At 70.9% G+C, this 24,386-nt stretch carries 18 protein-coding genes and 1 pseudogene; 8 read left to right on the forward strand and 11 right to left on the reverse strand.

Annotated features, from left to right (window positions below; genetic code table 11):
• Nucleotides 1-48 precede the first annotated feature (48 nt).
• The 8 genes from gmk to pyrR are packed head-to-tail and all read right to left on the reverse strand — an operon-like array spanning nucleotide 49 to nucleotide 9,626.
• Nucleotides 49-945: a guanylate kinase gene (gene gmk / locus QM720_RS11460; protein ID WP_415126627.1), complete on the reverse strand. Its 897-nt coding sequence runs from the start codon at nucleotides 943-945 to the stop codon at nucleotides 49-51.
• Nucleotides 938-1,849 carry an orotidine-5'-phosphate decarboxylase gene (pyrF, locus tag QM720_RS11465; RefSeq protein WP_415126629.1) on the reverse strand — a complete coding sequence of 304 codons (912 nt, stop codon included), beginning with the start codon at nucleotides 1,847-1,849 and terminating at the stop codon, nucleotides 938-940. The genes gmk and pyrF overlap by 8 nt, the downstream gene beginning before the upstream one ends.
• A gap of 27 nt (nucleotides 1,850-1,876) precedes the next feature.
• The gene (gene carB, locus QM720_RS11470; RefSeq protein ID WP_415126631.1) at nucleotides 1,877-5,170 is read right to left on the reverse strand and encodes a carbamoyl-phosphate synthase large subunit; all 3,294 of its coding nucleotides are present in this window, start codon (nucleotides 5,168-5,170) and stop codon (nucleotides 1,877-1,879) included.
• The gene (gene carA, locus QM720_RS11475; protein ID WP_415126633.1) at nucleotides 5,170-6,315 is read right to left on the reverse strand and encodes a glutamine-hydrolyzing carbamoyl-phosphate synthase small subunit; all 1,146 of its coding nucleotides are present in this window, start codon (nucleotides 6,313-6,315) and stop codon (nucleotides 5,170-5,172) included. Before carA ends, carB begins: the two co-directional genes overlap by 1 nt.
• On the reverse strand, nucleotides 6,312-6,827 hold the full coding sequence (locus tag QM720_RS11480) for a hypothetical protein (protein WP_415126635.1): 516 nt from the start codon (nucleotides 6,825-6,827) through the stop codon (nucleotides 6,312-6,314). Before QM720_RS11480 ends, carA begins: the two co-directional genes overlap by 4 nt.
• A complete protein-coding gene (locus tag QM720_RS11485; RefSeq protein WP_415126637.1) occupies nucleotides 6,824-8,140 on the reverse strand; it encodes a dihydroorotase in 1,317 nt (438 codons plus the stop codon). Before QM720_RS11485 ends, QM720_RS11480 begins: the two co-directional genes overlap by 4 nt.
• Complete coding sequence (locus tag QM720_RS11490; protein ID WP_415126639.1) at nucleotides 8,137-9,099, reverse strand: aspartate carbamoyltransferase catalytic subunit; 963 nt, start codon at nucleotides 9,097-9,099, stop codon at nucleotides 8,137-8,139. The genes QM720_RS11485 and QM720_RS11490 overlap by 4 nt, the downstream gene beginning before the upstream one ends.
• Nucleotides 9,096-9,626, reverse strand: coding sequence for a bifunctional pyr operon transcriptional regulator/uracil phosphoribosyltransferase PyrR (gene pyrR, locus QM720_RS11495; RefSeq protein WP_415126641.1), 531 nt, complete (start codon nucleotides 9,624-9,626; stop codon nucleotides 9,096-9,098). The genes QM720_RS11490 and pyrR overlap by 4 nt, the downstream gene beginning before the upstream one ends.
• Nucleotides 9,627-9,840: 214 nt before the next feature.
• Here pyrR and QM720_RS11500 point away from each other — a divergent pair, with 214 nt between their 5' ends.
• Both QM720_RS11500 and QM720_RS11505 read left to right on the forward strand, forming a co-directional pair.
• Nucleotides 9,841-12,891 carry a PKD domain-containing protein gene (locus QM720_RS11500; RefSeq protein WP_415126643.1) on the forward strand — a complete coding sequence of 1,017 codons (3,051 nt, stop codon included), beginning with the start codon at nucleotides 9,841-9,843 and terminating at the stop codon, nucleotides 12,889-12,891.
• Nucleotides 12,882-13,253 (forward strand): hypothetical protein, encoded by a 372-nt coding sequence (locus QM720_RS11505; protein ID WP_415127971.1) that lies wholly within the window; start codon nucleotides 12,882-12,884, stop codon nucleotides 13,251-13,253. Before QM720_RS11500 ends, QM720_RS11505 begins: the two co-directional genes overlap by 10 nt.
• 89 nt (nucleotides 13,254-13,342) lie before the next feature.
• On the opposite strand, the pseudogene QM720_RS11510 reads toward QM720_RS11505, so the two are convergent.
• Nucleotides 13,343-13,454, reverse strand: a pseudogene (locus tag QM720_RS11510) (bifunctional pyr operon transcriptional regulator/uracil phosphoribosyltransferase); the annotation flags it as partial.
• Nucleotides 13,455-13,522: 68 nt separating this feature from the next.
• Here QM720_RS11510 and mvk point away from each other — a divergent pair.
• Genes mvk through QM720_RS11540 form a run of 6 tightly spaced genes read left to right on the forward strand, consistent with a single transcriptional unit; the run spans nucleotide 13,523 to nucleotide 20,056 of the window.
• Nucleotides 13,523-14,584 carry a mevalonate kinase gene (gene mvk, locus QM720_RS11515; RefSeq protein ID WP_415126645.1) on the forward strand — a complete coding sequence of 354 codons (1,062 nt, stop codon included), beginning with the start codon at nucleotides 13,523-13,525 and terminating at the stop codon, nucleotides 14,582-14,584.
• Nucleotides 14,581-15,594: a diphosphomevalonate decarboxylase gene (gene mvaD, locus QM720_RS11520; protein WP_415126647.1), complete on the forward strand. Its 1,014-nt coding sequence runs from the start codon at nucleotides 14,581-14,583 to the stop codon at nucleotides 15,592-15,594. The genes mvk and mvaD overlap by 4 nt, the downstream gene beginning before the upstream one ends.
• Nucleotides 15,591-16,691 carry a phosphomevalonate kinase gene (locus QM720_RS11525; RefSeq protein ID WP_415126649.1) on the forward strand — a complete coding sequence of 367 codons (1,101 nt, stop codon included), beginning with the start codon at nucleotides 15,591-15,593 and terminating at the stop codon, nucleotides 16,689-16,691. Before mvaD ends, QM720_RS11525 begins: the two co-directional genes overlap by 4 nt.
• Entirely contained in the window at nucleotides 16,681-17,829 is a 1,149-nt protein-coding gene (gene fni / locus QM720_RS11530; RefSeq protein ID WP_415126651.1) for a type 2 isopentenyl-diphosphate Delta-isomerase, read from the forward strand. Before QM720_RS11525 ends, fni begins: the two co-directional genes overlap by 11 nt.
• A complete protein-coding gene (locus QM720_RS11535) occupies nucleotides 17,826-18,902 on the forward strand; it encodes a hydroxymethylglutaryl-CoA reductase (protein ID WP_415126653.1) in 1,077 nt (358 codons plus the stop codon). Before fni ends, QM720_RS11535 begins: the two co-directional genes overlap by 4 nt.
• A complete protein-coding gene (locus tag QM720_RS11540; protein ID WP_415126655.1) occupies nucleotides 18,899-20,056 on the forward strand; it encodes a hydroxymethylglutaryl-CoA synthase in 1,158 nt (385 codons plus the stop codon). Before QM720_RS11535 ends, QM720_RS11540 begins: the two co-directional genes overlap by 4 nt.
• Nucleotides 20,057-20,068: 12 nt before the next feature.
• Here the strand turns inward: QM720_RS11540 and QM720_RS11545 are convergent, their stop codons facing one another.
• Both QM720_RS11545 and QM720_RS11550 read right to left on the reverse strand, forming a co-directional pair.
• Nucleotides 20,069-21,631, reverse strand: coding sequence for a Rieske 2Fe-2S domain-containing protein (locus QM720_RS11545; protein ID WP_415126657.1), 1,563 nt, complete (start codon nucleotides 21,629-21,631; stop codon nucleotides 20,069-20,071).
• A 92-nt stretch (nucleotides 21,632-21,723) separates the two neighbouring features.
• On the reverse strand, nucleotides 21,724-24,372 hold the full coding sequence (locus QM720_RS11550; protein WP_415126659.1) for a DEAD/DEAH box helicase: 2,649 nt from the start codon (nucleotides 24,370-24,372) through the stop codon (nucleotides 21,724-21,726).
• Nucleotides 24,373-24,386 lie beyond the last annotated feature (14 nt).

Genomic DNA, 24,386 nt, shown 5'->3' on the forward strand with positions numbered 1-24,386 from the left:
TCAGGATGCCGCGGCATCCGTCCATTCTATCAGCCGGCGGGTGCCGGGCTAGCGGACGAGGGCGGCGATCTCGTCGGCGGCGCGGGCGACGTCGTCGTTGACGACGAGGAAGTCGAACTCGCGCTGCGCGGCGAGCTCCTTCTTCGCGGTCTTCAGGCGTCGGCTGCGCTCCTCGGCATCCTCGGTGCCGCGGCCCTCGAGGCGGTTCACGAGCTCCTCCCAGCTGGGCGGCAGCAGGAAGATGAGCGCCGCCGACCGGTTGCGGTAGTGCACGCGGCGCGCGCCCTGCAGATCGATCTCCAGCAGCACCGTGCGGCCGGCGGCGAGTGCGGCGTCGACCGGGCCGCGCGGCGTGCCGTAGCGGTACTTGTTGTGCACGGTCGCGTGCTCGAGGAACTCCCCCGCGTCGATCATGCGGTCGAACTCGGCGTCGTCGACGAAGAAGTAGTGCTCGCCGTCGACCTCGCCCGGACGCGGCGGCCGGGTCGTCGCCGAGACCGACAGCACGATCTCGGGGTGCGTCGCCTTGATCTGCGCCGCGACGGTGCCCTTGCCGACCGCGGTGGGGCCGGCGAGCACGAGCAGGCGGCTGCGGCGCGGGCGCGGCGTGACGCGTGGGAAGCGCCAGTCGAGCCAGTCCATGAAGATGGGTCGCTGGCGCACACCGAGGCCGCCGATGTGCTTGATCGGCGAGATCTGCAACTCTTCGAGGATGCTGTCGCGCTTGCTCTTGCCGATCGCCGGCAGCGCCGTGAGGAACTCGGTGATGCGCATCATCGCCACGGGAGAGCCGGGCGCAGCGAAGGCCCGCTCCATGACCTCTTGCGGAGTGATGACGCGCATCGTGAGGTCGCGCTTGATCGCGGCCCGCTCGCGACGGGCGGCGACGGCCGCCTGCGATGCGGCGATGCGGTCGACGTCGGGCAGTGTGTGATTTTCAGCCATGGGACTTTCCACGGTACAGCCCCGCGCGCTCCCCGATGCGCGCGGCGAGCCCGTCGGGGCCGGCGGACAGGATGCTGCGGCTCTCGCTGGCGATCACCGTCGCCGCGAGCCGGCCGAAGACGCGGTCGAGATCGGCGGGTTCGGCGCCCTGCGCACCGAACCCCGGCGCGAGGATCGGCGCGGGCGGCCACAACACGTCGGGGAGCCCCCGCTCGTGCCGGTCGACCGTCGCGCCGATGACGAATCCGAGCGACGACCAGTCGCCCGCGGCCGTGCGCGGGCGCGCCCACGCGGACGTCTCCTGAATCACGTGGTGCGCCACGGTCTGCGGCAGGGCGCTCGGGTCGGCGGGCCCGTCGGACGGGAAGGGCGGGACGGGCGCCCCGGCGTGCACGATCGCACGCTGCAACGCGCGCGCCTCGGGATTGCTCGTCGCGGCCAGCACGAAGACGCCCTTGCCGTGCTCCAGCGCGAGCTGGAAGGTCGAGGTCAGTGCGCCGACCCCGAGGTAGGGGCTCACCGTGACGGCGTCGGCCTCCAGCGGCGAGCCCGGCGTGAGCCAGGCGGCGGCGTAGGCATCCATCGTCGTGCCGATGTCGCCGCGCTTGGCGTCGGCGATGACGACCAGGCCCGCCGCGCGCGCGGCGGCCAGCACCTCCTCCAGCGCGGCGAGGCCGGCGCTCCCCCAGCGCTCGAAGAACGACACCTGCGGCTTCACGACGCCGACGCGGGAGGCGGCGGCATCCACCGTGCGCAGCCCGAACTCGCGCACGCCGGCGGCGTCGAGCGGCAGCCCCCAGTCGCGCAGCAGCGCCTCATGCGGGTCGATCCCCACGCACAGCGGGCCGTGCGCGTCGGACGCGGCGCGCAGGCGCCGGCCGAAGGATGTGCTGGTGGGTGCCACGTGTCGACTCCTCGTTACGCTCGTCGCTCAACGACCGGCGGCGCGCGCCCGATCCTGTGCGTACTCCTGCAGGCTTCGCACGGCGAAGCCCTCGCGCAGCACCGGCAGCGCGCTGACGGCGGCGCCGAGCACGGCCATCGTCGTGAACAGGGCCTTGTCGGCGGCCACGGCCGCGGCACGGATCTCGTACCCGTCGGCGCGGGCGATGCCGCCCGACGGCGTGTTCACGACGATGTCGATCTCGCCGGCGTTGATGAGGTCGACGACGTTGCGCTGGCCGGACTCGTGCGTGTCGGAGTACTTGCCGATGACCTCGACCCGGATGCCGTTGCGCGCCAGGATCTCGGCGGTGCCCTCGGTCGCGATGAGCCGGAAGCCCAGCTCCTGCAGGCGGTGCGCGGGCAGGATGACGGCGCGCTTGTCGTCGTCGGCGACGGAGAGGAACACCGTGCCGCCGGCCGGCATGCCGCCGTACGCGGCCGCCTGGCTCTTCGCGAACGCGGTCGGGAAGTCGCGGTCGATGCCCATGACCTCGCCCGTCGAGCGCATCTCCGGGCCGAGCACCGAGTCGACGGTGTGCCCGTCGGCGGTGCGGAACCGTTTGAACGGCAGCACCGCCTCCTTGACCGACACGGGGGCATCCAGCGGCACGCGGGAGCCGTCCTGCGCGGGCAGCATCCCCTCGGCCTTCAGCTCGGCGATGGTCGCTGCGGCCATGATCCGTGCGGCGGCCTTCGCGAGCGGGATGCCGAGCGCCTTCGACACGAACGGCACCGTGCGCGACGCGCGCGGGTTCGCCTCGATGACGTAGAGCACGCCCGCCGAGACGGCGAACTGCACGTTCAGCAGGCCCCGCACGCCGACGCCCTCCGCGATCGCGAGCGTCGCGGTGCGCACGCGGTCGATCTCGGTGCGCCCGAGCGAGACCGGCGGCAGCGTGCACGACGAGTCGCCGGAATGGATGCCGGCCTCCTCGAGGTGCTCCATGACGCCGCCGATATACAGCTCGTGCCCGTCGTAGAGGGCGTCGACGTCGATCTCGACGGCGTCGTCGAGGAAGCGGTCGACGAGTAGGGGCTTGCCCTCCTCGATGACGACCTCCCCCGCCGTGCGCACGAAGTAGTCGCGCAGGCTCGGGGTGTCGTAGACGATCTCCATGCCGCGCCCGCCCAGCACGAACGACGGCCGCACGAGCACGGGGTAGCCGATCTCCTCGGCGATCGCGACGGCTCCGGCCTCGTCGATCGCCGTGCCGTGGCGGGGGGCGGCGAGGGCGGCGCGGTGAAGCAGCTGCGAGAACAGCTCGCGCTCCTCGGCGATGTCGATCGCGGCGGGCTTCGTGCCGAGGATCGTGTAGCCGGCCTGCTCGATGCCCTTCGCGAGCCCGAGCGGCGTCTGGCCGCCGAGCTGGCAGATGACGCCGAGGATCTCGCCCGACCGGCTCTCGGCGTACAGCACCTCGAGCACGTCCTCTAGCGTCAGCGGCTCGAAGTACAGCCGGTCGCTCGTGTCGTAGTCGGTGGAGACCGTCTCGGGGTTGCAGTTGACCATGACCGTCTCGTAGCCGGCATCCGCCAGGGCGAACGACGCGTGCACGCACGAGTAGTCGAACTCGACGCCCTGACCGATGCGGTTGGGTCCCGAGCCGATGATGACGACCTTCTGCCGCGGGCTCGGGGTGACCTCGCTCTCCCAGTCGTAGCTGGAGTAGTGGTACGGCGTCAGCGCGGGGAACTCCCCCGCGCAGGTGTCCACCGTCTTGTACACGGGACGGATGCCGAGGCCGTGTCGCACGCCCCGGATCTCGGCTTCGCTCGCCCCGCGCAGCTGGGCGAGCTGTGCGTCGCTGAACCCGTGCTCCTTCGCGAGGCGGAGGGTGGCGGCATCCAGTTCGCCGGCTTCGCGCACGAAGTCTGCGACCTCGTTGATGAGCACGATCTGGTCGAGGAACCACGGGTCGATCTTCGTCGCCTCGAACAGCTGCTCGATCGTCGCGCCGAGGCGCAGCGCCTGCTGCACGACGACGATGCGGCCGTCGGTGGGCGTCTTCGCGACCTCGAGCAGCTCGTCGACCGAGCGGGGCTCCTCGCCCCAGTGGAAGCTCGACCCGCGCTTTTCCAGCGACCGCAGCGCCTTCTGCAGCGCGGTCGTGTAGTTGCGGCCGATCGCCATCGCCTCGCCGACCGACTTCATGGTCGTCGTCAGCGTGGCGTCGGCGTTCGGGAACTTCTCGAAGTTGAAGCGCGGTACCTTCACGACGATGTAGTCGAGCGTCGGCTCGAAGCTCGCCGGGGTCGCCTGCGTGATGTCGTTGGGCACCTCGTCGAGGCGGTAGCCGATCGCGAGCTTGGCGGCGAGCTTGGCGATCGGGAACCCGGTGGCCTTGCTCGCGAGCGCCGACGAGCGCGACACGCGCGGGTTCATCTCGATGACGATGATGCGTCCGGTGGCGGGGTCGACCGCGAACTGGATGTTGCAGCCGCCGGTGTCGACGCCCACGGCGCGGATGATGTCGATGCCGATGTCGCGCAGCTTCTGGAACTCGCGGTCGGTGAGGGTGAGCGCCGGGGCGACCGTGATCGAGTCGCCGGTGTGCACGCCGACGGGGTCGACGTTCTCGATCGAGCAGACGACGACCGTGTTGTCGGCGGTGTCGCGCATGAGCTCGAGCTCGTACTCCTTCCAGCCGAGGATCGACTCCTCCAGCAGCACCTCGGTCGTCGGCGAGTCGCGCAGGCCGGCGCCGCCGATGCGGCGGAGATCCTCCTCGTCGTAGGCGAAGCCCGAGCCGAGGCCGCCCATCGTGAACGACGGGCGCACGACGAGCGGGTAGCCGAGCTCTTCGGCCCCGGAGAGCAGGTCGTCCATCGAGTGACAGATGACCGACCGGGCGACGTCGGCGCCGGCGTCGAGCACGAGCTGCTTGAAGATCTGCCGGTCTTCGCCCTTGCGGATGGCGTCGACCTTCGCGCCGATGAGCTCGACGCCGTACTTCTGCAAAATGCCCTGCTCGTGCAGCGCCATCGCCGCGTTCAGCGCCGTCTGGCCGCCCAGGGTCGGCAGGATCGCGTCGGGCTTCTCCTTCGCGATGATCGTCTCGATCACCTCGGGGGTGATCGGCTCGATGTAGGTCGCGTCGGCGAAGTCGGGATCGGTCATGATCGTCGCCGGGTTCGAGTTGACGAGGATGACGCGCACCCCCTCGTCGCGCAGCACGCGGCAGGCCTGCGTGCCCGAGTAGTCGAACTCGCACGCCTGGCCGATGACGATCGGCCCGGAGCCGATGACGAGGACGCTGTGGATGTCTTCGCGCTTGGGCATTACTTCTTGTTCTCCAGGGTCGTGCGGACCAGGTCGTGGAACCGGGCGAAGAGGTAGCCCGCGTCGTGCGGGCCGGCGGCGGCTTCGGGGTGGTACTGCACGCTGAACGCCGGGATGTCGAGCGCCCGCAGACCCTCGACGACGTTGTCGTTGAGGCCGATGTGGCTCACCTCGACGCGGCCGTAGCCGTTCGGACTGTCGACGGCGCCCTCCAGCGGCGCGTCGACCGCGAAGCCGTGGTTGTGCGCCGTGATCTCCACGCGCCCGGTCTGCTTGTCGAGCACGGGCTGGTTGATGCCCCGGTGACCGAACGGCAGCTTGTACGTGCCGAACCCGAGGGCGCGGCCGAGCAGCTGGTTGCCGAAGCAGATGCCGAAGAACGGCAGGCCGTCGTCGAGGACCTCGCGCAGCAGGGCGACGTGCCCGTCGGATGCCGCCGGGTCGCCCGGCCCGTTCGAGTAGAACACCGCGACGGCGTCGATCGCGCGGATGTCGTCGATCGTCGCCGACTGCGGCAGCACGTGCACGTCGAAGCCGTGCGCGGCGAGGCTGTTCACCGTCGCCTGCTTGATGCCGAGGTCGAGCACGGCCAGGGTGCCGAGGCGTTCGCCGGTCGCCGGGGTGATCTCCGCGGCATCCACCGACACCTGCGCCGACAGGTTCTGCCCGGCCATCTGCGGCGCCTCGCGGACGATGCGCAGCTGCTCGCCGGCATCCATCGTGGCGGCCTCGCCGGAGAAGATGCCGCCGCGCATCGACCCGGCCGAGCGCAGCACGCGGGTGATCGCGCGGGTGTCGATGCCGCTGATGCCGACGATGCCGTCGGCGATCAGCGCGTCGTCGAGCGACTGCTCGGCGCGCCAGTTCGACACGACGCGCGAGGGGTCGCGCACGATGTAGCCCGACACCCAGATGCGGCGCGATTCGACGTCTTCGGAGTTCATGCCGGTGTTGCCGATGTGCGGCGCGGTCTGCAGCACGATCTGGCCCGCGTACGACGGGTCGGTGAGGGTCTCCTGGTACCCCGTCATGCCGGTCGCGAAGACGACCTCGCCGAGGGTCGTGCCGCGCGCGCCGTACGCGCGACCGGGGTGGCGGGTGCCGTCTTCGAGGACGAGGACGGCGGGGTCGAGGCTGAAGCTCATACGTCGGCTCCTGTGGGAGTGGTCGGGGTGGTCGGCAGGACGGCGGCGATGTCGTCGCGCAGGGCGCGCGCCGAGCTGTCCTGCGGGCGGAAGTAGCTGTCGACGAGCTGGTCGCCGGCGCGCCACGTGACGCGGGCGAGCCCGCCGGGCTCGACGACGCGGTCGATCGCGACGGTCGCCAGCGCGGTGCCGGCGATGCGTTCGACCGGCAGGAACATGCGCGGCTGGCCGGTGAGATCCAGCGCCACGCCGCGGTCGGTGACGGTCACCTCGACGCGCGAGCGGAAGCCGAGCCCGCGGATGGCGAGGCGCTCCAGCGGCTCGCCGTGCCGTGTCGTGGCGACGTACAGGCCCGAACTGCGGGCGTAGGCGACGGCGCCCTCCGGCAGCTCTCCGAACGGCGCGGCGATCTCGGCATCCCGCCGTGTGCGACGCCGCCAGGCGATCACGCCGATCGCGAGCAGCGCGAGGGCGACGGCGATCATCACCAGCAGGGCGCCTTCGCGGGTCATGCGCGGCCCGCCGCGGGCATCTCGGGTGCGACGACGCCGCCTTCGACCGTCACGGCGCCGCGGAAGAAGGTCCAGCGCACCTCGCCCGGCAGCTCCCGCCCGAGGTACGGCGAGTTGACGCTGCGGCCGCGCAGATCGTCGCGCGCGAAGGTGCGCACCGGCGCCGGGTCGTACAGCGTCAGCGAGGCGGGGGCACCGACGACGAGCGGCGTGCCGGCGTCATCGAGCCGGCCGATGCGGGCGGGCGCCGCCGACATGACCCGCGCGACGTCGTCCCACGTCAGCATCCCGGTGTCGACCATGGCCTGCTGCACGACGCGCAGCGCCGACTCGAGACCCACCATGCCGTTGGCGGCGGCCTGCCACTCGCACGACTTCGCCTCGTCGGGGTGCGGCGCATGGTCGGTCGCGACGATGTCGATCGTGCCGTCGGCGAGGCCCTCGCGCACGGCCCGCACGTCTTCGTCGCGGCGCAGCGGCGGGTTGACCTTGAACCGGGCGTCGTAGCCGCGCACGAGCTCGTCGGTCAGCAGCAGGTGGTGCGGGGTGACCTCGGCGGTGACGTTCACGCCGCGCCTCTTGGCCCAGCGGATGATGTCGACCGACCCTGCCGTGGACAGGTGGCACACGTGCAGGCGCGAGCCGACGTGCTGGGCCAGCAGCACGTCGCGGGCGATGATCGACTCCTCCGCGACGGCGGGCCAGCCGGCCAGACCCAGGTCGGCCGAGACGGCGCCCTCGTTCATCTGGGCGCCCTCGGTCAGCCGCGGATCCTGCGCGTGCTGCGCGACGACGCCGTCGAAGGCCTTCACGTACTCCAGGGCGCGCCGCATGATGAGCGGGTCGAAGACGCAGAAGCCGTCGTCGCTGAAGACGCGCACCCGGGCCCGCGAGTCGGCCATGGCGCCGAGCTCCGCGAGTCGCTCGCCCTTCTGCCCGACCGTGACGGCGCCGATCGGCTGCACGTGCACGTAGCCGGCCGCCTCGCCGAGGGCCAGCTCCTGCTCGACGACGCCCGCGGTGTCGGCGACGGGCGACGTGTTCGGCATGGCGAACACGGTCGTGTAGCCGCCGGCGGCGGCCGCGCGCGACCCGCTGAGGATCGTCTCCGACGCCTCGTATCCGGGCTCGCGCAGGTGCGTGTGCAGGTCCACGAGCCCCGGCAGTGCGATGAGCCCGTCGGCGTCCACGATCTCGGCGCCGGCGTGGCTGAGCCCCGTGCCGGCCTCGGCGATGCGGCCGCCGGCGAGCAGCAGGTCGGCGGCCTCGCCGCCGGTCAGGCGCGCCCCGCGGATCAGGATCGTGCGGCTCATTCGGCCTCCTCCTCGGTGTTCGTGCCGGCCAGCAGCAGGTAGAGCACCGCCATGCGCACCGAGACGCCGTTCGCGACCTGTTCGAGCACGGTCGACCGCGGGGAATCGGCGGCGTCGGCGGAGATCTCCAGTCCCCTGTTCATGGGGCCGGGGTGCATCACGATGCTACCTTCCGGCAGCCGCGCCAGGCGCGCCGCATCCAGCCCCCAGCGCCGGGAATACTCGCGCTCGCTGGGGAAGAACGCGGCGTTCATGCGCTCCATCTGGATGCGCAGCATCATGATCGCGTCGGGTTCGAGCGCGATCGCCTCGTCGAGGTCGTGGGCGGCGTGCGAGATCGGCCACGCGGCGAAGTTCTGCGGCAGCAGGGTGGGCGGCGCGACGAGCGTGACGAACGCGCCGAGCGTAGACAGCAGCCACACGTTCGAGCGGGCGACCCGCGAGTGCAGGATGTCGCCGACGATCGCGACCCGCAGGCCCCGCAGGTCGCGCCCCCGGCTGTCGTCGCCGAAGAACCGCTTGCGGATCGTGAACGCGTCCAGCAGCGCCTGCGTGGGGTGCTCGTGCGTGCCGTCGCCGGCGTTGACGACGCCGGCGGTGATCCAGCCGCTCGTCGCGAGGGTCTGCGGCGCGCCGGAGGCGCCGTGGCGGATGACGACGGCATCCGCCCCCATCGCCTGCAGGGTCTGCGCCGTGTCCTGCAGCGACTCGCCCTTGCTGACGCTCGACCCCTTCGCGGAGAAGTTGATGACGTCGGCCGACAGGCGCTTGGCGGCCGCCTCGAACGAGATGCGGGTGCGCGTGGAGTCTTCGAAGAAGAGGTTGACGACGGTCTTGCCGCGCAGGGTCGGGAGCTTGCGGACCTCGCGCGACTGCGTGTCGCGCATGTCCTCGGCCACGTCGAGGATGCGGATGGCGTCGTCGCGGCTCAGCGACTGCGTGTCGAGCAGATGCCTCATGATGCGATCGTCACCTCTTCGACGCCGTCGGTCTCGGCCAGGCGCACGTTGACGCGTTCGGCGCGGGAGCTCGGCAGGTTCTTGCCGACGAAGTCGGGGCGGATCGGCAGCTCGCGGTGACCGCGGTCGACGAGGATCGCCAGGCGCACCGCGGCCGGCCGCCCGATGTCGTTCAGCGCGTCGAGGGCGGCGCGGATGCTGCGGCCCGAGAAGAGCACGTCGTCGACGAGCACGACGGTCTTGCCGTCGATGCCGCCGGCGGGGATCTGCGTCGGCTGCGGCGTGCGCGTGGGGTTGCGATGCAGGTCGTCGCGGTACATCGTGACGTCGAGCCCGCCGACCGGCACCGACTGGCCGGAGATCTCCGCGAGGAGCGTCGCGATGCGCTGTGCGAGCGTCACGCCGCGGGTCGGGATGCCGAGGAGCACCAGGTCGTCGGGGCCTCTGTTCGACTCCAGGATCTCGTGGGAGATCCGAGTCAGCGCTCGCGCGATGTCGGCTTCGTGTAACACGGTGCGTGTACTCATCCGCCGCTCCCTTCTCCGCCTCACAGGACGGTGTTAAAGGTTGCTGTGGTACGTCGTCATCCTACCGCGTCGCGGCTCTCCGCCCGACCGCGAGACGTCATTGGCTGTTCGAGATTGAGGGTGTAATAGGCTGTCCCCCTTTCGGTCTACAGACGCGCCAGCGAGCAACGGCTAACTTGGAGCGACGACCTCCTCCCCCCGGCTCTGGAGTACCTTGAAAAGCTCGCGCACCCACCTGCTCATCGCGCTCATCGTGATGGCATCGGTCTTGCTTCCCCTACCTGCCCAGGCAACACAAGCCACGGCTTCGATCAGTGGGACGGTGACATTTGTCGGCGCGCCTGCCAACGGGGTCTCATGGACGATCGACGCGCTCGAATATTGGGGCGAGGGCTTTGACGGTGGTGTCGCGCCGCCAGGTGCAGTTGTCACGAAGAGCGGGTCTGGCGCCTTTTCGATCTCAAACCTGCGCCCCGGGTACGACGTCACGCTGCGCGTGAGTGTGTATTTCGGGGACGAGTGGTGGCCGTCGTCGGTATATCTCGGCGGTGTTGCATCTATAGGGGCCGCAGACGTCATGCACCTTGCCGCTGGCGAGCATCGCTCAGTTTCGATGACGGTAGAGCGTGGCGCAAGGATGTCGGGCAAGATGACGCTCACAGACGGGAGCCCCGTAGCGAACGGCAAGATAGGAGTTTGGACGGCGGGCACGGGATACGTGAACTCCTCATTTGCTATCAGCACAAGAACGAATGCCGAAGGCGAATGGTCGCTCGCGCTCCCGCTTGGGTCGTACAAAGTCGGTTTCACGAACGGGCAGTCGGCAGTCAACAATTTGGGCCTCAGGCCAGCAGTAGGCGGGCTGCATAACCAGTGGTCGAACGACCGCCCCTCGTATGACACCTCGCCCAGCGTTCGTTTGGGGACCGTCGGCGGCACGGTCTCCGGCATTGACGCGACGTTGAAGGCCGAACCGTCAACCGCGGAGGGCATCACGCAAGCCGCGAGTTACATCGCACTGGGGGACTCCTACCAGTCAGGCGAAGGCGCCAATCCCCGCAAGTTCGGGCAACCAACAGACGAGGGCTTCTACTTTCCGTCGACAGATAACCCTGCGAACAGGTGCCATCGCTCCGTCAACGCTTACCCCGAACTGCTCATTGCTGATGGTTTTGTCACGGGCGTGGGCAGGTCGTGGGCTTGCAGCGGAGCGCTCGCTGAGGATCTCGTCGCGACGGAAGTGGAAGTTGGCGAGGCGCCCTGGAATGATCCGCTCCTGGGTATGCCCGACGGCGAGCCCGTGCTGGCCGTCGGCAAATCATCTCTTGACCGAATCGCCGCGGAGAACCCAGAGCTCATCACCATCGGCATCGGCGGCAATGACCTGGGCTTTGTAAGTCTGCTAAGGGAATGCGTTGAGGCCTTCTTGGAGAAGGGTTGCGCGTCGGACCTCAACGAGGTCACCAGGCAGAAAATAGTGGAGATTCGTGATGCGGGCACGTGGAGCACGCTCTTCGCCAAACTCCATGCTGCCGCGCCAGGGGCGCATGTCGCAGTGCTGGGCTACCCGCGATTCTTCACCGACGAGGCCGTGGCTCCGGTCTGCGTGGATGCGGCTCTTCGTAGGTCGGATCAGATCTGGGTGAACAATCTGATCAAGCTGCTGAACGACACCATTGAAGACGCGGCGACTGGGGTCGGCTTTCAGTTCATCGACATCTACGACGTCCCTTCGGGCCACGAAATGTGTGTCGGACCGGGCGATGAACGATTCATGCACGGCATCATCCCGAATATTGGCGATGGTTCCCGCGTCTGGGCGGAGTCCTACCACCCAACCCAGTACGGGCACAGGTTGATTGCCGACGCGGTGGAAGGACAGTTGGCCAGCCCGACGACCAGCACCCCCGAAAAGGTCTCGTTGTCGAGCGGCGAGAACGCAGACCTTCGGTTCCGAGTGCCGTCGGGTTCACCGATGGCGACCTTTACGATCACTGACACAGCAGGAACGAGCGCTGTCACCTTGACTTCTCCGAACGGCACAGTCATTGACGCGAGTACATCGAGCGCAGAGGTTCAGATCGAGCAGCTTGCCGGGCTGCAGCGCTTCACCGTCGAGCAGCCGGAAGCGGGCGTCTGGAAGATCGCTATCGCTGTCTCGGCCGCGACGACCGCCGGATCAGATGTCGAGGTCATCTCTCACGCGACTCCGAAGCCGAACGTGGCACCAACAGCGGCGGCCACAGGCGTGGCGACGTGGGATCCCGCGCAAATCGAGTTCACGTCTTCAGGCAGCGCTGACCCGGATGGGTGGATCGTGGACTACTTCTGGGACTTCGGGGACGGCGAGACCGCTACAGGGCCATCCGCAACGCACACCTACAGTGGCCCTGGCACGTTCTACCCCACTCTCAGCGTTCGCGACAGTCAAGGCGCGATGGGCGTCGTCGCGATCACGCCGGTGCACGTTTCGGGGACGCTCGTCTACGAACATCGGTCCGACGCAGCCGCCAGCTCGGAAATTCGCATCACCGATGACGCTGCAGCGTTTGACGACCCGTACTTTGACCCTGCACCGGGAGGGGACCAGCGCCAGCCTGAGGCTGGCTCAAACGGCGTCCTCTTTGTGACCGACGATGGCAACGACGATGCGTTGCGTGTCCCCGACGGCTACGGGGAATACTCGACGCTGACGACGGCGGCTGTCATCACGTCGCCGGCGCTATCTCCCGACGGTGAATCCGTGGCATACGCCGCCACCGATGCCGACGGTCCAGGCATCTTCATTGCTGCGGTCGATGGCGAGACTGCGCCGACACGAATCACCAGCGACCCGTCCGGGAGTGATTCCCCCAGCTGGAACCCGTCCGGAGATCAACTCATGTACGCAAGGACAACGACAACCGGAGAAGTCGAGGTTCTGACAGTCGATGCGACTGGTGCCAGTCCCACGGTGCTCGTTGGTGGGGTGGGATACACCTCCCCCGAGTGGGCACCAGACGGGGTGTCGTTCGTCTTCGTCAAGCCGGACGACGACGGTCGACTTCAGCTGTTCCAGTCTCCCGTGGCAGGCGGCGCACTCACGCAGCTCACGACAGGAACCGCAGACGCGGGGTCCCCAGCCTGGTCGCCGAATGCCAAAATGATTGCTTACACCAGCACAGGTGGGACCAACGTGGACGTTTGGGTGTATGACGTATCGTCCACAGTGTCGACACCTGTCGTGGAATCAGCCGCATACGACGGAGCGCCCGCATGGTGGTGAATGTGAGTCGGCGCACCGAACGACTCCGTGTCGTCGCGACCGTCACGACCTGGACGGCCATCCTCCCGGTCTTCAATCTGTTCGTTCCCGTCTTCGCCTGGCTTTCGGCTTCGGTCAACCTGTTGGGTCTCTTCGGTGAGCGTGCCACGCCGGAAGAAGTAGCCGAACAGCTCTGGAAGTACGGCGTCTGCGCCTCGACCTCCGTCGTGGGAACGGCGCTCGTGTGCGTGTGGATCGCCGTGCTCCATCGTCGCCACGTGCGCGGGACCAACCTTTACGTCGCGCTGGGTGTCAGTGCCGCGCTCTCAATCATGTGGGTGGTGGACTTCTCCAAGAGTCTCGGCTTCGCTACGGGTGGGTAGGGTCGGGCCGCCTTCCGCTGCCCAGCGGGAACCGGCTCTTCACGATCGAGGGTGTAGGGGGGCTGAGCGCGTCGCCGGCCGTGTCGGGGTCGACCCGAGAGGAGCACGTCGTCTACGAGCACGACGGTCTTGCCGTCGATGCCGCCCGCGGGGATCCTGCGTCGGCTGCGGCGTGCGCGTGGGGTTGCACCTCACCGGATCGGCGCCCTCGTGAGCTGCGAGCCGGCTCACGAACGCACCGGCGATGTTAGGCTCCCCTCAGCCCCGCTATGAACACGATCACCTCCGCTCTCGAACGGCCCGTCCCCTCCGCCGGCACTCCCGCCGCGGACGATCCCGCCGCGGGCCTCGCCGTCGGCACCGGGCGGGCGCAGGCCAAGGCCATCCTGTTCGGCGAGCACTCGGTGGTCTACGGCGCCCCGGCGCTCGCGGTGCCGGTGGCCGCGCTGCCGGCCGAGGCCGAGGCCTCGTTCGCCGCCGACGGCGTCGATCGCCTCTACAGCGCCCTCTACAACGGCCGCCTCGACCGGGCGCCCGAGCGCACCCTCCCCACCGTCACCGCGATCACGGCGGCGCGCGCGGCCGTGGGTGCGACAGCGGGTACGACGACGGGTGCGGCGCAGCGGCCCCTGCAGGTCCGCGTGCGCAGCAGGATCCCCGCCGAGCGCGGGCTCGGCTCGAGCGCCGCGGTGGCGGCGGCGATCGTGGATGCCGTGGCCGCGCTCACCGGCGTCACGCTCACAGGCGGGGAGCGGCACGACGCCGTGCAGACCGCCGAGCGCGCCGCCCACGGCACGCCGAGCGGGCTCGATGCCCGCGCCGTGCGCGCCGCGGGCCCCATCCGCTTTCAGGACGGCGCGGCGGTCCCCCTGCTGGTCGCGGCTCCCCTGCACCTCGTGATCGCCGACAGCGGCGTGCGCGGGCGCACGCGCGAGGCCGTGCAGGGTGTGCGCGAGCGCCGTGAGGCCGATCGCGACGGCATCGACCGCATCGTCGGCGCGCTCGGAGAGCTGTGCGACCTCGCCGTCGACGCGCTCGCCGAGGGCGACACCGCCACGGTGGGCGCCGCCATGACCGAGGCGCATGCGCTGCTGAACGCACTCGGCGTCGGGGACCCTGCGCTCGATCACCTGGTGTCGGTGGCCGCAGCGCACGAGGCGCTGGGCGCCAAGCTCACCGGCGGCGGCCGGGGCGGGTGCGCACTGATCCTCGCGGCCGACGCCGACCACGCCGCGACGCTCAGCGGCGCGCTGCACGAGGCGGGGGCCGCGGCGGTCTGGACCACGATGGTGGCCGCCACCGACCCGCGCGGAGAGGCGCCGGCCCGATGACGGCGACCGCGCGCGCCCACCCCAACATCGCGCTGGTGAAGTACTGGGGAAAGAGCGACACCGGCTTCAACCTGCCGGCCACGGGCAGCCTCTCGATGACGCTCGACGTCTTCCCGACCACGACGACGGTGACCCTCGCGCCCGAGCGCGACGCCGACGTCTTCACGCTCGACGGGGTGGTGCGCACCGGCATCCCGGCGACGCGCGTCACCCGGCTGCTCGACGTCGTCCGCGCGGCCGCGGGCAGCACGGCCGCCGCGGTCGTGACCTCGCACAACACGGTGCCCTCGGCGGCGGGCCTGGCCTCGTCGGCGTCGGGCTTCGCCGCGCTCGCGGCCGCTGCGGCCGCCGCGTACGGCCTCGACCTCGACGAACGGGGCCTCAGCCGGCTCGCGCGGCGCGGCTCGGGGTCGGCGGCGCGATCGGTGCCGGGCGGGTTCGCGCTGTGGCACGCGGGCGACGACGAGCACTCCGTCGCCGAGCGCATCGCGGCACCGGAACTGGCGATGGTCATCGGCATCGTCGACCGCGCCGAGAAGCCGGTCTCCAGCCGCGAGGCCATGAACCGCACGGCGCTCACCTCGCCGTACTATCCGGCCTGGGTGACCTCGACGGCCGAGACGCTCGAGGCGGCCTGCGAGGCCTGCCGCGACGGCGACGTCACCCGTCTCGGCCGCATCGCCGAGACCAACGCCCTGCGCATGCACGCCGCGATCCAGGCGTGCGATCCGCCCATCCGCTACCTGACGCCCGCGAGCGTCGAGCTGTTCGACCGCATCGCGCGCCTGCGCGCCGACGGCGTCGAGGCGTACGGCACCGCGGATGCCGGGCCGAACGTGGTCGCCGTATGCCGGCCGCACGACGCGGCGGCCGTGGCCGCGGTGCTCGCCGACGTCACCGAGGTGGTCGTCGCCGGAGTCGGCCCGGGCGTGCGGCTGCTGGACGACACGGAGCGTATCGACACGGAGCGCATCGACACGGAGCGCCTCGACGGGGCGGAGCCCGCGTGAGCGCCGCGCAGGTCACCGCCCGCGCTCCCGGCAAGCTGTTCGTCGCCGGCGAGTACGCGGTCGTCACCCCGGGCGAGCCGGCCGTGCTGATCGCCGTCGATCGCTACCTGACGGCGCACCTGACCGAGAGCGCGGATGCCGGCAGCATCCACTCGCCCGAGTACGGCCACGTCCCGCTGCGGTGGACGCGCTCGGAGAACGGCCTGGCCATCGACCGCGAGCACCACCCCTACGACTACGTGCTCGCCACGATCCGGGTCGCCGAGCGGCTGCGTGCCGAGCTGGGCCTGGCGCCGCGCCTGTTCGACCTGCGCCTGGACAGCGGTCTCGACGACGTCAGCGGACGAAAGTTCGGACTGGGGTCGTCGGCGGCCGTCACGGTCGCGACGGCGCGCGCCATCGACGAGTTCTACGGCTTCGGCCTCGACCGCAGCGAACTGTTCCGGCTCGCGCTGCTGGCGACGATCGAGGTGTCGCCGGCCGCGTCGGGCGGCGATGTCGCGGCCAGCGTGTTCGGCGGCTGGATCGGCTACAGCGCCCCCGACCGCGCGGTGCTCGCGGCGCGCGCGGCAGACGGCATCCTGGGTCTCGTGCGGGCCGGCGGCGACGCCTGGCAGGACTTGCGCATCGAGCGCCTGGCACCGCCGGCGGCGCTGCGGCTGCTGGTCGGCTGGACGGGAGCCCCGGCATCGACGGCGCGGCTCGTCGGCGACGTCCGGCGGCGCGCGGGCACCGTCGACCACACCGAGTTCGTGCTCGACTCGCGGGTCTGCGTCGACGAGCTGTGGCGGGCGCTGACGGACGGCGACGACGATCGGGTGCTCGACCTGCTGCGCCGCGCACGCCGACTGCTGCAGCGTCTGGGCGACGAGGCCGGCATCCGGATCGAGACCGACGCCCTCGCCGCGCTGTGCGACTCGGCCGAGGCGATCGGTGCCGCCGGCAAGCCCTCCGGTGCCGGCGGGGGCGACTGCGGCATCGTGCTGGCCCCGCCGGACGCCGACGTCGCCGCGATGCTGCGGGATTGGGAAGCGCACGACATCCGCCATCTCACGGTCGCGGTGCATCCGCCGGAAGGGGGCGTCCATGTCGGCTGAGGTCGCGAGCACGCGCAAAGACGACCACGTCCGGCTGGCCGCGCAGCAGCAGGGCGCCGCGGATGCCGGCACCCTCGGCAACGGGTTCGACGACGTGACGTTCCTGCACCACGCGCTCGACGGCATCGACGCCGACGCCGTCGAGCTCGGCGTCCACATCGCCGGCGCCGCGTGGCCGCTGCCGATCTACATCAACGCCATGACCGGCGGCTCCGCGTCGACCGGCCGCATCAACCGGCAGCTCGCCATCGCCGCGCGCGAGACCGGGGTGGCGATCGCGTCGGGCTCGATGAGCGTCGCCCTCGACAATCCGAGCCTGCTGGGGTCGTTCCGCGTCATCCGCGACGAGAACCCCGACGGGTTCGTGCTCGCCAACGTCGGGATCGAGCGCTCGCCCGACGACGCCCGTCGGGCCGTCGAGGCGCTGCGCGCCGACGCGCTCCAAGTGCATGTCAACAGCGTGCAGGAGACCGTCATGCCCGAGGGCAGCCGCGCCTTCTCGCGCTGGCCCGCCTCGCTCGAGGCGATCGTCGCGGCCAGCGACGTGCCCGTCATCGTCAAGGAGGTCGGCTTCGGCCTCAGTGCGCGCACCCTGACGCGGCTGCGCGACCTCGGCGTCGCCTACGCCGATGTGTCCGGCACCGGCGGCACCGACTTCGTGCGCATCGAGAACAGCCGGCGCCCCGACGGTGACTACGACTACCTCGTCGGCTGGGGCCAGTCCGCCGTTGCGTGCCTGCTCGACGCCCCCGCCGAGCGGCCCGTGCTGCTGGCCTCGGGCGGCGTGCGCACTCCGCTCGACGTCGTCAAGACCCTCGCCCTCGGTGCGGCCGCCGCGGGCGTCTCGGGCGGATTCCTCTCAACGGTGCTCGACGGCGGCGCCGAAGCGCTCATCGAGCGCCTCGGCCGCTGGCGCGGACACCTGACGGCGCTGCTGGCGCTCCTCGGCGCCGCCACCCCCGCCGACCTCGTCCGCACCGACCTGATCGTCGACGGCGCCACCGCCGCGTTCGCGCACGCGCGGGGCATCGACCTGCCCGCCCTCGCGCGCCGCTCGGAGGCGCTGCGGCCTGTGCACGACGATTCGACCCGTGATTCGACCCGTGTTTTGACCCGCGCCGAAAGGAATCCGCAGTGACCGGCGACCACACCCCCGTCCCGACCCGCTGGGTCGGTCCGCTCCGCATCACCGGAACGGTCGAGACGCTGCAAGAGGTGCCCCTGGCGACGTTCGAGTCGCCGCTGTGGCCCTCGGTGGGCCGCGGCGCGCGGCTGTCGCGGCTCGTGGACGACGGCATCCGGGTCACGATCGTCGACGAGCGCATGACGCGCTCCACGCTGTTCGTCGCCGACGATGCCGCCACCGCCGTCGCCGCGGCCCGCGCGATCACTGCGCGCACCGACCAGCTCGCCGAGATCGTCGCGGCGGGGAGCCGCCACGCGCGGCTCATCGACATCGACACCGAGGTCGTCGGCAACCTGCTGTTCGTGCGGTTCGCGCTGACCACCGGCGACGCGTCGGGTCACAACATGGTCACCCTCGCGGCCGAGAGCCTCATGGAGCGGGTGCTCGCCTGGCATCCCGAGCTGCGCTACGGGTCGATCTCGGGCAACTACTGCTCGGACAAGAAGGCCACCGCCGTCAACGGCATCCTCGGGCGGGGGCGCCGTGCCGTCGCCGAGATCCTCGTGCCCGAGGCTCTCGTCGCCGAGCAGCTGCGCTCCAGCGCCGACCGCATCGTCGAACTGAACACGCGCAAGAACCTCGTCGGCTCCGTCGTCGCCGGCGCGCTGCGATCGGCGAACGCGCACTACGCCAACATGCTGCTCGCGTTCTACCTCGCCACCGGCCAGGATGCGGCCAACATCGTCGAGGGCTCGCAGGGCATCAGCTACGCCGAGCGGCGCGGCGCGGGCGATCTGTACTTCTCGTGCACGCTCCCCCACCTCATCGTCGGCACGGTCGGCAACGGCAAGGACCAGCCGGTCGTCGAGGCGGCCCTGCAGCGCCTGGGATGCCGCGACGAGCGTGAGCCGGGCGAGAACGCGCGGCGCCTCGCCGCGCTGATCGCGGCGACAGTGCTGTGCGGCGAGCTGTCGCTGCTGGCGGCGCAGACCAACCCGGGCGAGCTCATGCGGTCGCATCTGCTGCTGGAGCGCACCGGCGCGACAGGCACAGGCGCGACGGGCGAAGGCGAGGCCACGCGATGAGCGTCACCGTCGGCATCCACGACCTGGCGGTCGCCACCGCGGGGCACACGCTCGCCCTCGATGCGCTGGCCGCGTACAACGGCACCGACCCGGGCAAGTATCGTGTCGGCCTCGGCCAGGACCAGATGAGCGTCCCCGGCCCCGACGAGGACATCGTCACGATGGGCGCCGCCGCGGCGCGCGCCGTCCTCGACCGGCACGGCGCCGACGGCATCCGCACCCTGCTGCTGGCCACCGAGTCGGGGGTCGATCAGTCCAAGGCCGCCGGGGTTCCGGTGCACGCGCTGCTGGGGCTGCCGTCGACATGCCGCGTCGTCGAGTTCAAACAGGCGTGCTACTCGGCCACGGCCGCGCTGCAGGCGGCGGCGGGGCTCATCGCGCGCGACCGGTCGGAGCGCGTGCTCGTCATCGCCGCCGACGTCGCCCGCTACGAGCTCGATTCGGCCGCCGAGGCGACTCAGGGCGCCGGCGCCGTCGCGATGCTCGTGACCGCCGACCCCGCCATCGCCGTCCTCGAGCACGCCACCGGCATCCACACCGCCGACGTCGACGACTTCTGGCGTCCCAACGACAGCCCGACGGCGGTGGTCGACGGGAAGCTGTCGGTCGAGGCGTATCTCGACGGCATCGTCCGCGCCTGGGACGACTATCGCGCCCACGGCGGCAGCCCCATCGACCAGATCGACCGGTTCTGCCACCACCAGCCGTTCACGCGCATGGCAGTGAAGGCCCACCGGCGCCTCGCCGAGCACGTCGGCGTCGCCCTCGACGAGGGGCTCATCGACGTCACGACCGGCTACAACCGCCGCATCGGCAATTCGTACACCGCGTCGCTGTACCTCGCGCTGGCGGCGCTGCTGGACGGCGCCGACGACCTGGACGGCGCGCGCGTGGGGATGTTCAGCTACGGCTCGGGGGCGGTCAGCGAGTTCTTCTCGCTCGTCGTGCAGCCCGGGTACCGGTCGGCGCTGCGCGGCGCCGAGACCGAGGCGCTGCTGGCCGCCCGCACGCCGGTCGACGTGGCCCGCTACCGCGAGCTGCACGCCGGCGCGGCGCTGGACTCGCGATTCGACGTCGACACGCCGGTGGACTCGCGCGGGCCGTTCCGGTTCGCCGGCATCCGCGGTCGCGCCCGCCGCTACGCCGCGAACTGAAACCGCCGCCGCTCAGGCCGAAGCGGATGCCGTCTCGACGATGCGCCCGGCGCGGATCGGGTGACCGGGCGTCGTGAGGCACGCGCCGCTGGCGAGGTCCCACTTCCAGTCGTGCAGGGCGCACGTGAGCACGCCGTCTTCGATCCGGCCGGTCTTGGTCAGGTCGGCGCGCAGATGCGGGCAGCGGCGCTGCACGACCCAACCGCCGATCTCGGCATCCTCGGTCTGATCGGACTGCTCCGAATACCAGTTCTCGACGTACTCGATGCGGTCGCGCGAGAGGCACTTCAGGAACGTCGTGAGGAACTCGTTGAACTTGCCGCTGCGGCCCACCTCGAACTGCATCGACAGGAAGATCGAGTTCGACCAGTCGATCTCGTGGTCGGCGATGTTCGTCGAGACGAGGTCGGCGGGGATCGTGTACCAGTAGATGCACTCCTCCCCCGCGTACGCGCGCACCTTGGCCTTGGGGAAGTCGACGACCATGTCGAGGTCCCCGATGCGGAAGCGCACGTTGCCGCCCACGCCGAGCCGGATCGTGCGCGCACGGCGCAGCAGCGGCTCCCACCACTCCTTGATCGCGGCGAGCATCTCATCCGGCGGCAGGACGGGGGCGCGCCGCGCGACCTCGGCGTCGACCTCGGCCTGACGGCTGTCGCGCTGCTCGGCGAGGTAGTCCCACTTGTCATCGAAGACGCGGTCGATCTCGGCCTGCGTGTACAGGGTCTGCGTCACCTCGATCTCGCCGCAGACCAGGTCGACCTGCGTGCCGGGCAGGAACTCGTAGCCCTTCTGCTCGGGGCGCTGCGCGCGCATGTGCGCGAGGAACTGCCGCTGGTCGGTGAAGATCGCGTCGTTGTCCAGGCCATAGCCGTTGTAGCGGAACAGCTCCTCCCGCAGGAACATCGGCGGGCCGGCCATCGGGAAGACGTGCTCGGCATCGACCTTCTCGATGTAGTACATCGCGCGCTTGTTCTGCGCGTCGCGCTTGAGCTGCGCGAAGTTCTGCTTCGCGTCCTGCGGCAGGTCGTAGACCATCGGCCACCAGATCGCCCCGGAGACCTGGGTGAAGTACGCGTCGGGCTTGCCGAAGTCGAAGAGCCTCTCCAGATCGAGCGGATGCGAGTCGTTCTGGTTCAGGATGCTGGCGGTGCCGTCGTCGACGCTCAGCGACGAGTCGCCGATCGGTCCGTCGCTCGGCGCGCGCAGCGGCGTCACCATGATGCGCAGGCCGTTGTCGTAGGCGATCGGCACACCGGGCTGGGTGTAGACGAGGTTCTCGTAGCCGAGCGCGCGCAGGTCGACCTCGAGGTCGTCGGTCGGGTAGGCGGGCAGGAGCACCGTGATGTCCTTGGGCACGTAGCGCTCCAGCAGCGCCGGGTCGAAGTGGTCGCGATGGCGGTGCGAGATGTAGAGGAAGTCGGCCTTGCCGAAGCGCTCCCAGTCGAGGCCACGGTTGTCGGGGAAGGGGAACCACGAGCCGAAGAAGCTCGGCCCGATCACCGGGTCGCAGAGGATGCTGCCGCCGGTCGTCTCGATGAACATGCCCGCGTGGCCGAGGCCGGTGATGCGCATGGGATCCTCCTGGTCGAACGGCTTCCGAGTCTACGCGGGCTGCCTCGATGGATGCCGGAGCACGGCCGGACAAATCACGACACGGATGCCGGTCAGTACAGGAGCCCCCGGATGTCGTCGGCGGTCAGCGCGCGGGAGAACAGCTCGTCATCGTCGACGACGGCCTGGAAGAGCCGCGCCTTGCGCCGCTGCAGCGCGAGCACCTTCTCTTCGATCGTGCCCTCCGCGATGAGGCGGTAGACGAGCACGCTGCGCGTCTGGCCGATGCGGTGCGTGCGGTCGACCGCCTGGGCTTCGGCGGCCGGGTTCCACCACGGGTCGAGCACGAAGACGTAGTCGGCCTCGGTGAGCGTCAGCCCGAACCCGCCCGCCTTGAGGCTGATGAGGAACGCGGGTTCGGCGCCCGTCCGCCATCGCTCGATCACGTCCGCCCGGCGGCGGGTCGATCCGTCGAGGTAGCCGTAGGCGATGCCCGCGGCATCCAGTCGCTCCCCCGCCAGCCGCAGGAACGACGTGAACTGGCTGAACACGAGCACCCGGTGCCCCTCGGCGGCGGCTTCGACGATGCGCTCGACGAGGGCGTCGAGCTTGCTCGAACCGAGGTGCGCGTGCTCGGGGTCGACGAGCACGGGCGCGAGGCTCAGCATCCGCAGCAGCGTCAGGGACCGGAACACGATGAACCGGTTGCGGTCGAGGTCGTCGAGCAGGCCCAGCACCTTCTGCCGCTCGCGCTGCAGCACCGTGTCGTACAGCGCGCGGTGCGCCGGGCCGAGGGCGACGCGCAGCTCCTGTTCGGCCCTCTCGGGCAGCTCGGGCGCGACCGCCTCCTTCGTGCGCCGCAGCATGAGGGGCCGGATGCGGTGGCGCAGCCGGGTCAGCCGGGCGGCACGGTACGCACCGCCCTCCTCGTTCTCCGGCACCTTGCCGCGCTCGATCGGTTTGACGTACTGCTCGCGGAACCGCCGCGACGAGGGGAACAGCCCCGGTGCGGTCAGGGACAGCAGCGCCCACAGGTCGTTGAGGCTGTTCTCCAGCGGCGTCCCGGTTGCGGCGTAGACGGCATCCGCGGTGAGATCGCGCACCGCGCGGTGCAGCCGCGTCGCGGGGTTCTTCACGAACTGTGCCTCGTCGAGGATGGCGAAGGCCCAGTGGATGCCGGCGAACTCCGTGTCGTCGAGCCGCAGCAGGGTGTACGACGTGATCACGAGGTCGGCGCCGGCTGCGGTGGCGGCGACGCTCTGGCCGCGCTTTCCGGCGGTGGCATCCACGACCCGCACCCGCAGACCCGGGACGAATCGCGCGGCCTCGGCGGCCCACGTCCCAAGCACCGAGGTCGGGGCCACGACGAGGACGGGCCGCCGCTCCCCCGCCGCGCGGGCGTGGGCGACGAGGGCGAGCAGCTGGAGGGTCTTGCCGAGGCCCATGTCGTCGGCGAGGATGCGGCCCAGCCGATGCCGCCACAGAAACGCCAGCCACGACAGGCCGTCGCGCTGGTATGGCCGCAGTTCGGCCTGCACCGCGCCGGGCACCACGGTGGGCGGCACGCCGTCGGCGTCGCGCAGCCCCCGGACGAGCTCACGCCACGCGACGGCGGGCACGGCCTCGTCGGCGAGGTCCTCGAAGTCGGCCCACAGGGCGAGCTGGTGACGGCTGATGCGAGGGCCGGCCTCCCATTCGCTCAGCGTCCCGGCCTCTTCGATGAGCTCGCGCAGCCGATCGAGCGCGGGATGCGACAGGGAGAAGTACCGGCCGTCGGCGAGCAGGAGCTTCTTCTTGCGCTGCGACAGCGCCGCGAACAGCGGGGCGAACGGGATCGTGCGCCCGTCGATCTCGACGAGGATGCCGAGCTCGAACCAGTCGGGGTCGGGGCTTTCGACCGTCGTGACCGTGATGCGCGGATCGCCGGTGAGCTCGCGGTGCCGGTCGGCGGCGCCTTGCGCTTCGAGAGCGGGCAGCGTGATCCCCGGCGCCGCGACGAAACCGCCGCCGCGGGCGAGGCGCGGATAGGCGTCGTGCAGGAACTCGTCGGCATCCGTCGCCGGCACGAGGAGCGGTTCCGCGCGGCCCAGGAGGGTGCGCGCCGTGTCGGTGAGCGCCGCCGGGGCGAGGGTCAGGGCGATGCGCCGGCCTCGGGTCTCGAACGCATACACGCCGGTGTGCGCGACGGGACGCACCGACGCCGCGGCGACCCGGCTCCCGCCGATCTCCACGCGTGGCGACAGCCGCAGGTCACCGTCGCCCGTGCGCGACACCTCCACCTCCACGGCCGCAGCGGGGGCCAGGGCGACGTCGAGGTGCTTCTTCGTCGGCACGAGCGGGATGCCGATGGCCCCGGCCCGCGCCAGGTGCGGCCACAGCAGCGCGGAGTCGACCGTGTCGAGGGTCACCCAGTCGGAGTCGTCGCGGTAGCCGCCGAGCACCCGCACGTCGCGCGCGATGCCGAACAGCTCGGTGAACCACTGCAGGTGCGCCGCCACGAAACGGCCGCCGCCGCGCCGGAGCGCATCCCAGTGCACGTCGCCCTGGATCCACGCTCCCGTCGCGTCGCTGCGCACCAGCGGACGCAGGCCCACGCTCACATCGCGCGGGTCGCGCTCCAGGTCGCGGGCCGAGACCGCGTGCATGCGGCGCGACGACCAGTGCGCCGCCGAAGCCGCCTCGCGCTGCCGCAACTCGACCCCGAGCGCGAGCGGCACGGTGCCCACGCCACGCTGCGGGAAGAGCACCGAGCGCCAGGTCACGGCATCCATCCTCG

Source organism: Microbacterium sp., assembly GCF_047602155.1.
Classification (GTDB): Bacteria; Actinomycetota; Actinomycetes; order Actinomycetales; family Microbacteriaceae; genus Microbacterium.

What these genes read in the sequence shown, in the direction of transcription:
- pyrR (WP_415126641.1), bottom strand. Translation starts at nt 9,626, where the DNA reads ATGAGTACACGCACCGTGTTACACGAAGCCGACATCGCGCGAGCGCTG.
- gmk (WP_415126627.1), bottom strand. Translation starts at nt 945, where the DNA reads ATGGCTGAAAATCACACACTGCCCGACGTCGACCGCATCGCCGCATCG.
- carA (WP_415126633.1), bottom strand. Translation starts at nt 6,315, where the DNA reads ATGAGCTTCAGCCTCGACCCCGCCGTCCTCGTCCTCGAAGACGGCACC.
- QM720_RS11505 (WP_415127971.1), top strand. Translation starts at nt 12,882, where the DNA reads ATGGTGGTGAATGTGAGTCGGCGCACCGAACGACTCCGTGTCGTCGCG.
- mvaD (WP_415126647.1), top strand. Translation starts at nt 14,581, where the DNA reads ATGACGGCGACCGCGCGCGCCCACCCCAACATCGCGCTGGTGAAGTAC.
- QM720_RS11485 (WP_415126637.1), bottom strand. Translation starts at nt 8,140, where the DNA reads ATGAGCCGCACGATCCTGATCCGCGGGGCGCGCCTGACCGGCGGCGAG.
- fni (WP_415126651.1), top strand. Translation starts at nt 16,681, where the DNA reads ATGTCGGCTGAGGTCGCGAGCACGCGCAAAGACGACCACGTCCGGCTG.
- QM720_RS11480 (WP_415126635.1), bottom strand. Translation starts at nt 6,827, where the DNA reads ATGACCCGCGAAGGCGCCCTGCTGGTGATGATCGCCGTCGCCCTCGCG.
- mvk (WP_415126645.1), top strand. Translation starts at nt 13,523, where the DNA reads ATGAACACGATCACCTCCGCTCTCGAACGGCCCGTCCCCTCCGCCGGC.
- QM720_RS11490 (WP_415126639.1), bottom strand. Translation starts at nt 9,099, where the DNA reads ATGAGGCATCTGCTCGACACGCAGTCGCTGAGCCGCGACGACGCCATC.
- carB (WP_415126631.1), bottom strand. Translation starts at nt 5,170, where the DNA reads ATGCCCAAGCGCGAAGACATCCACAGCGTCCTCGTCATCGGCTCCGGG.
- QM720_RS11540 (WP_415126655.1), top strand. Translation starts at nt 18,899, where the DNA reads ATGAGCGTCACCGTCGGCATCCACGACCTGGCGGTCGCCACCGCGGGG.
- QM720_RS11545 (WP_415126657.1), bottom strand. Translation starts at nt 21,631, where the DNA reads ATGCGCATCACCGGCCTCGGCCACGCGGGCATGTTCATCGAGACGACC.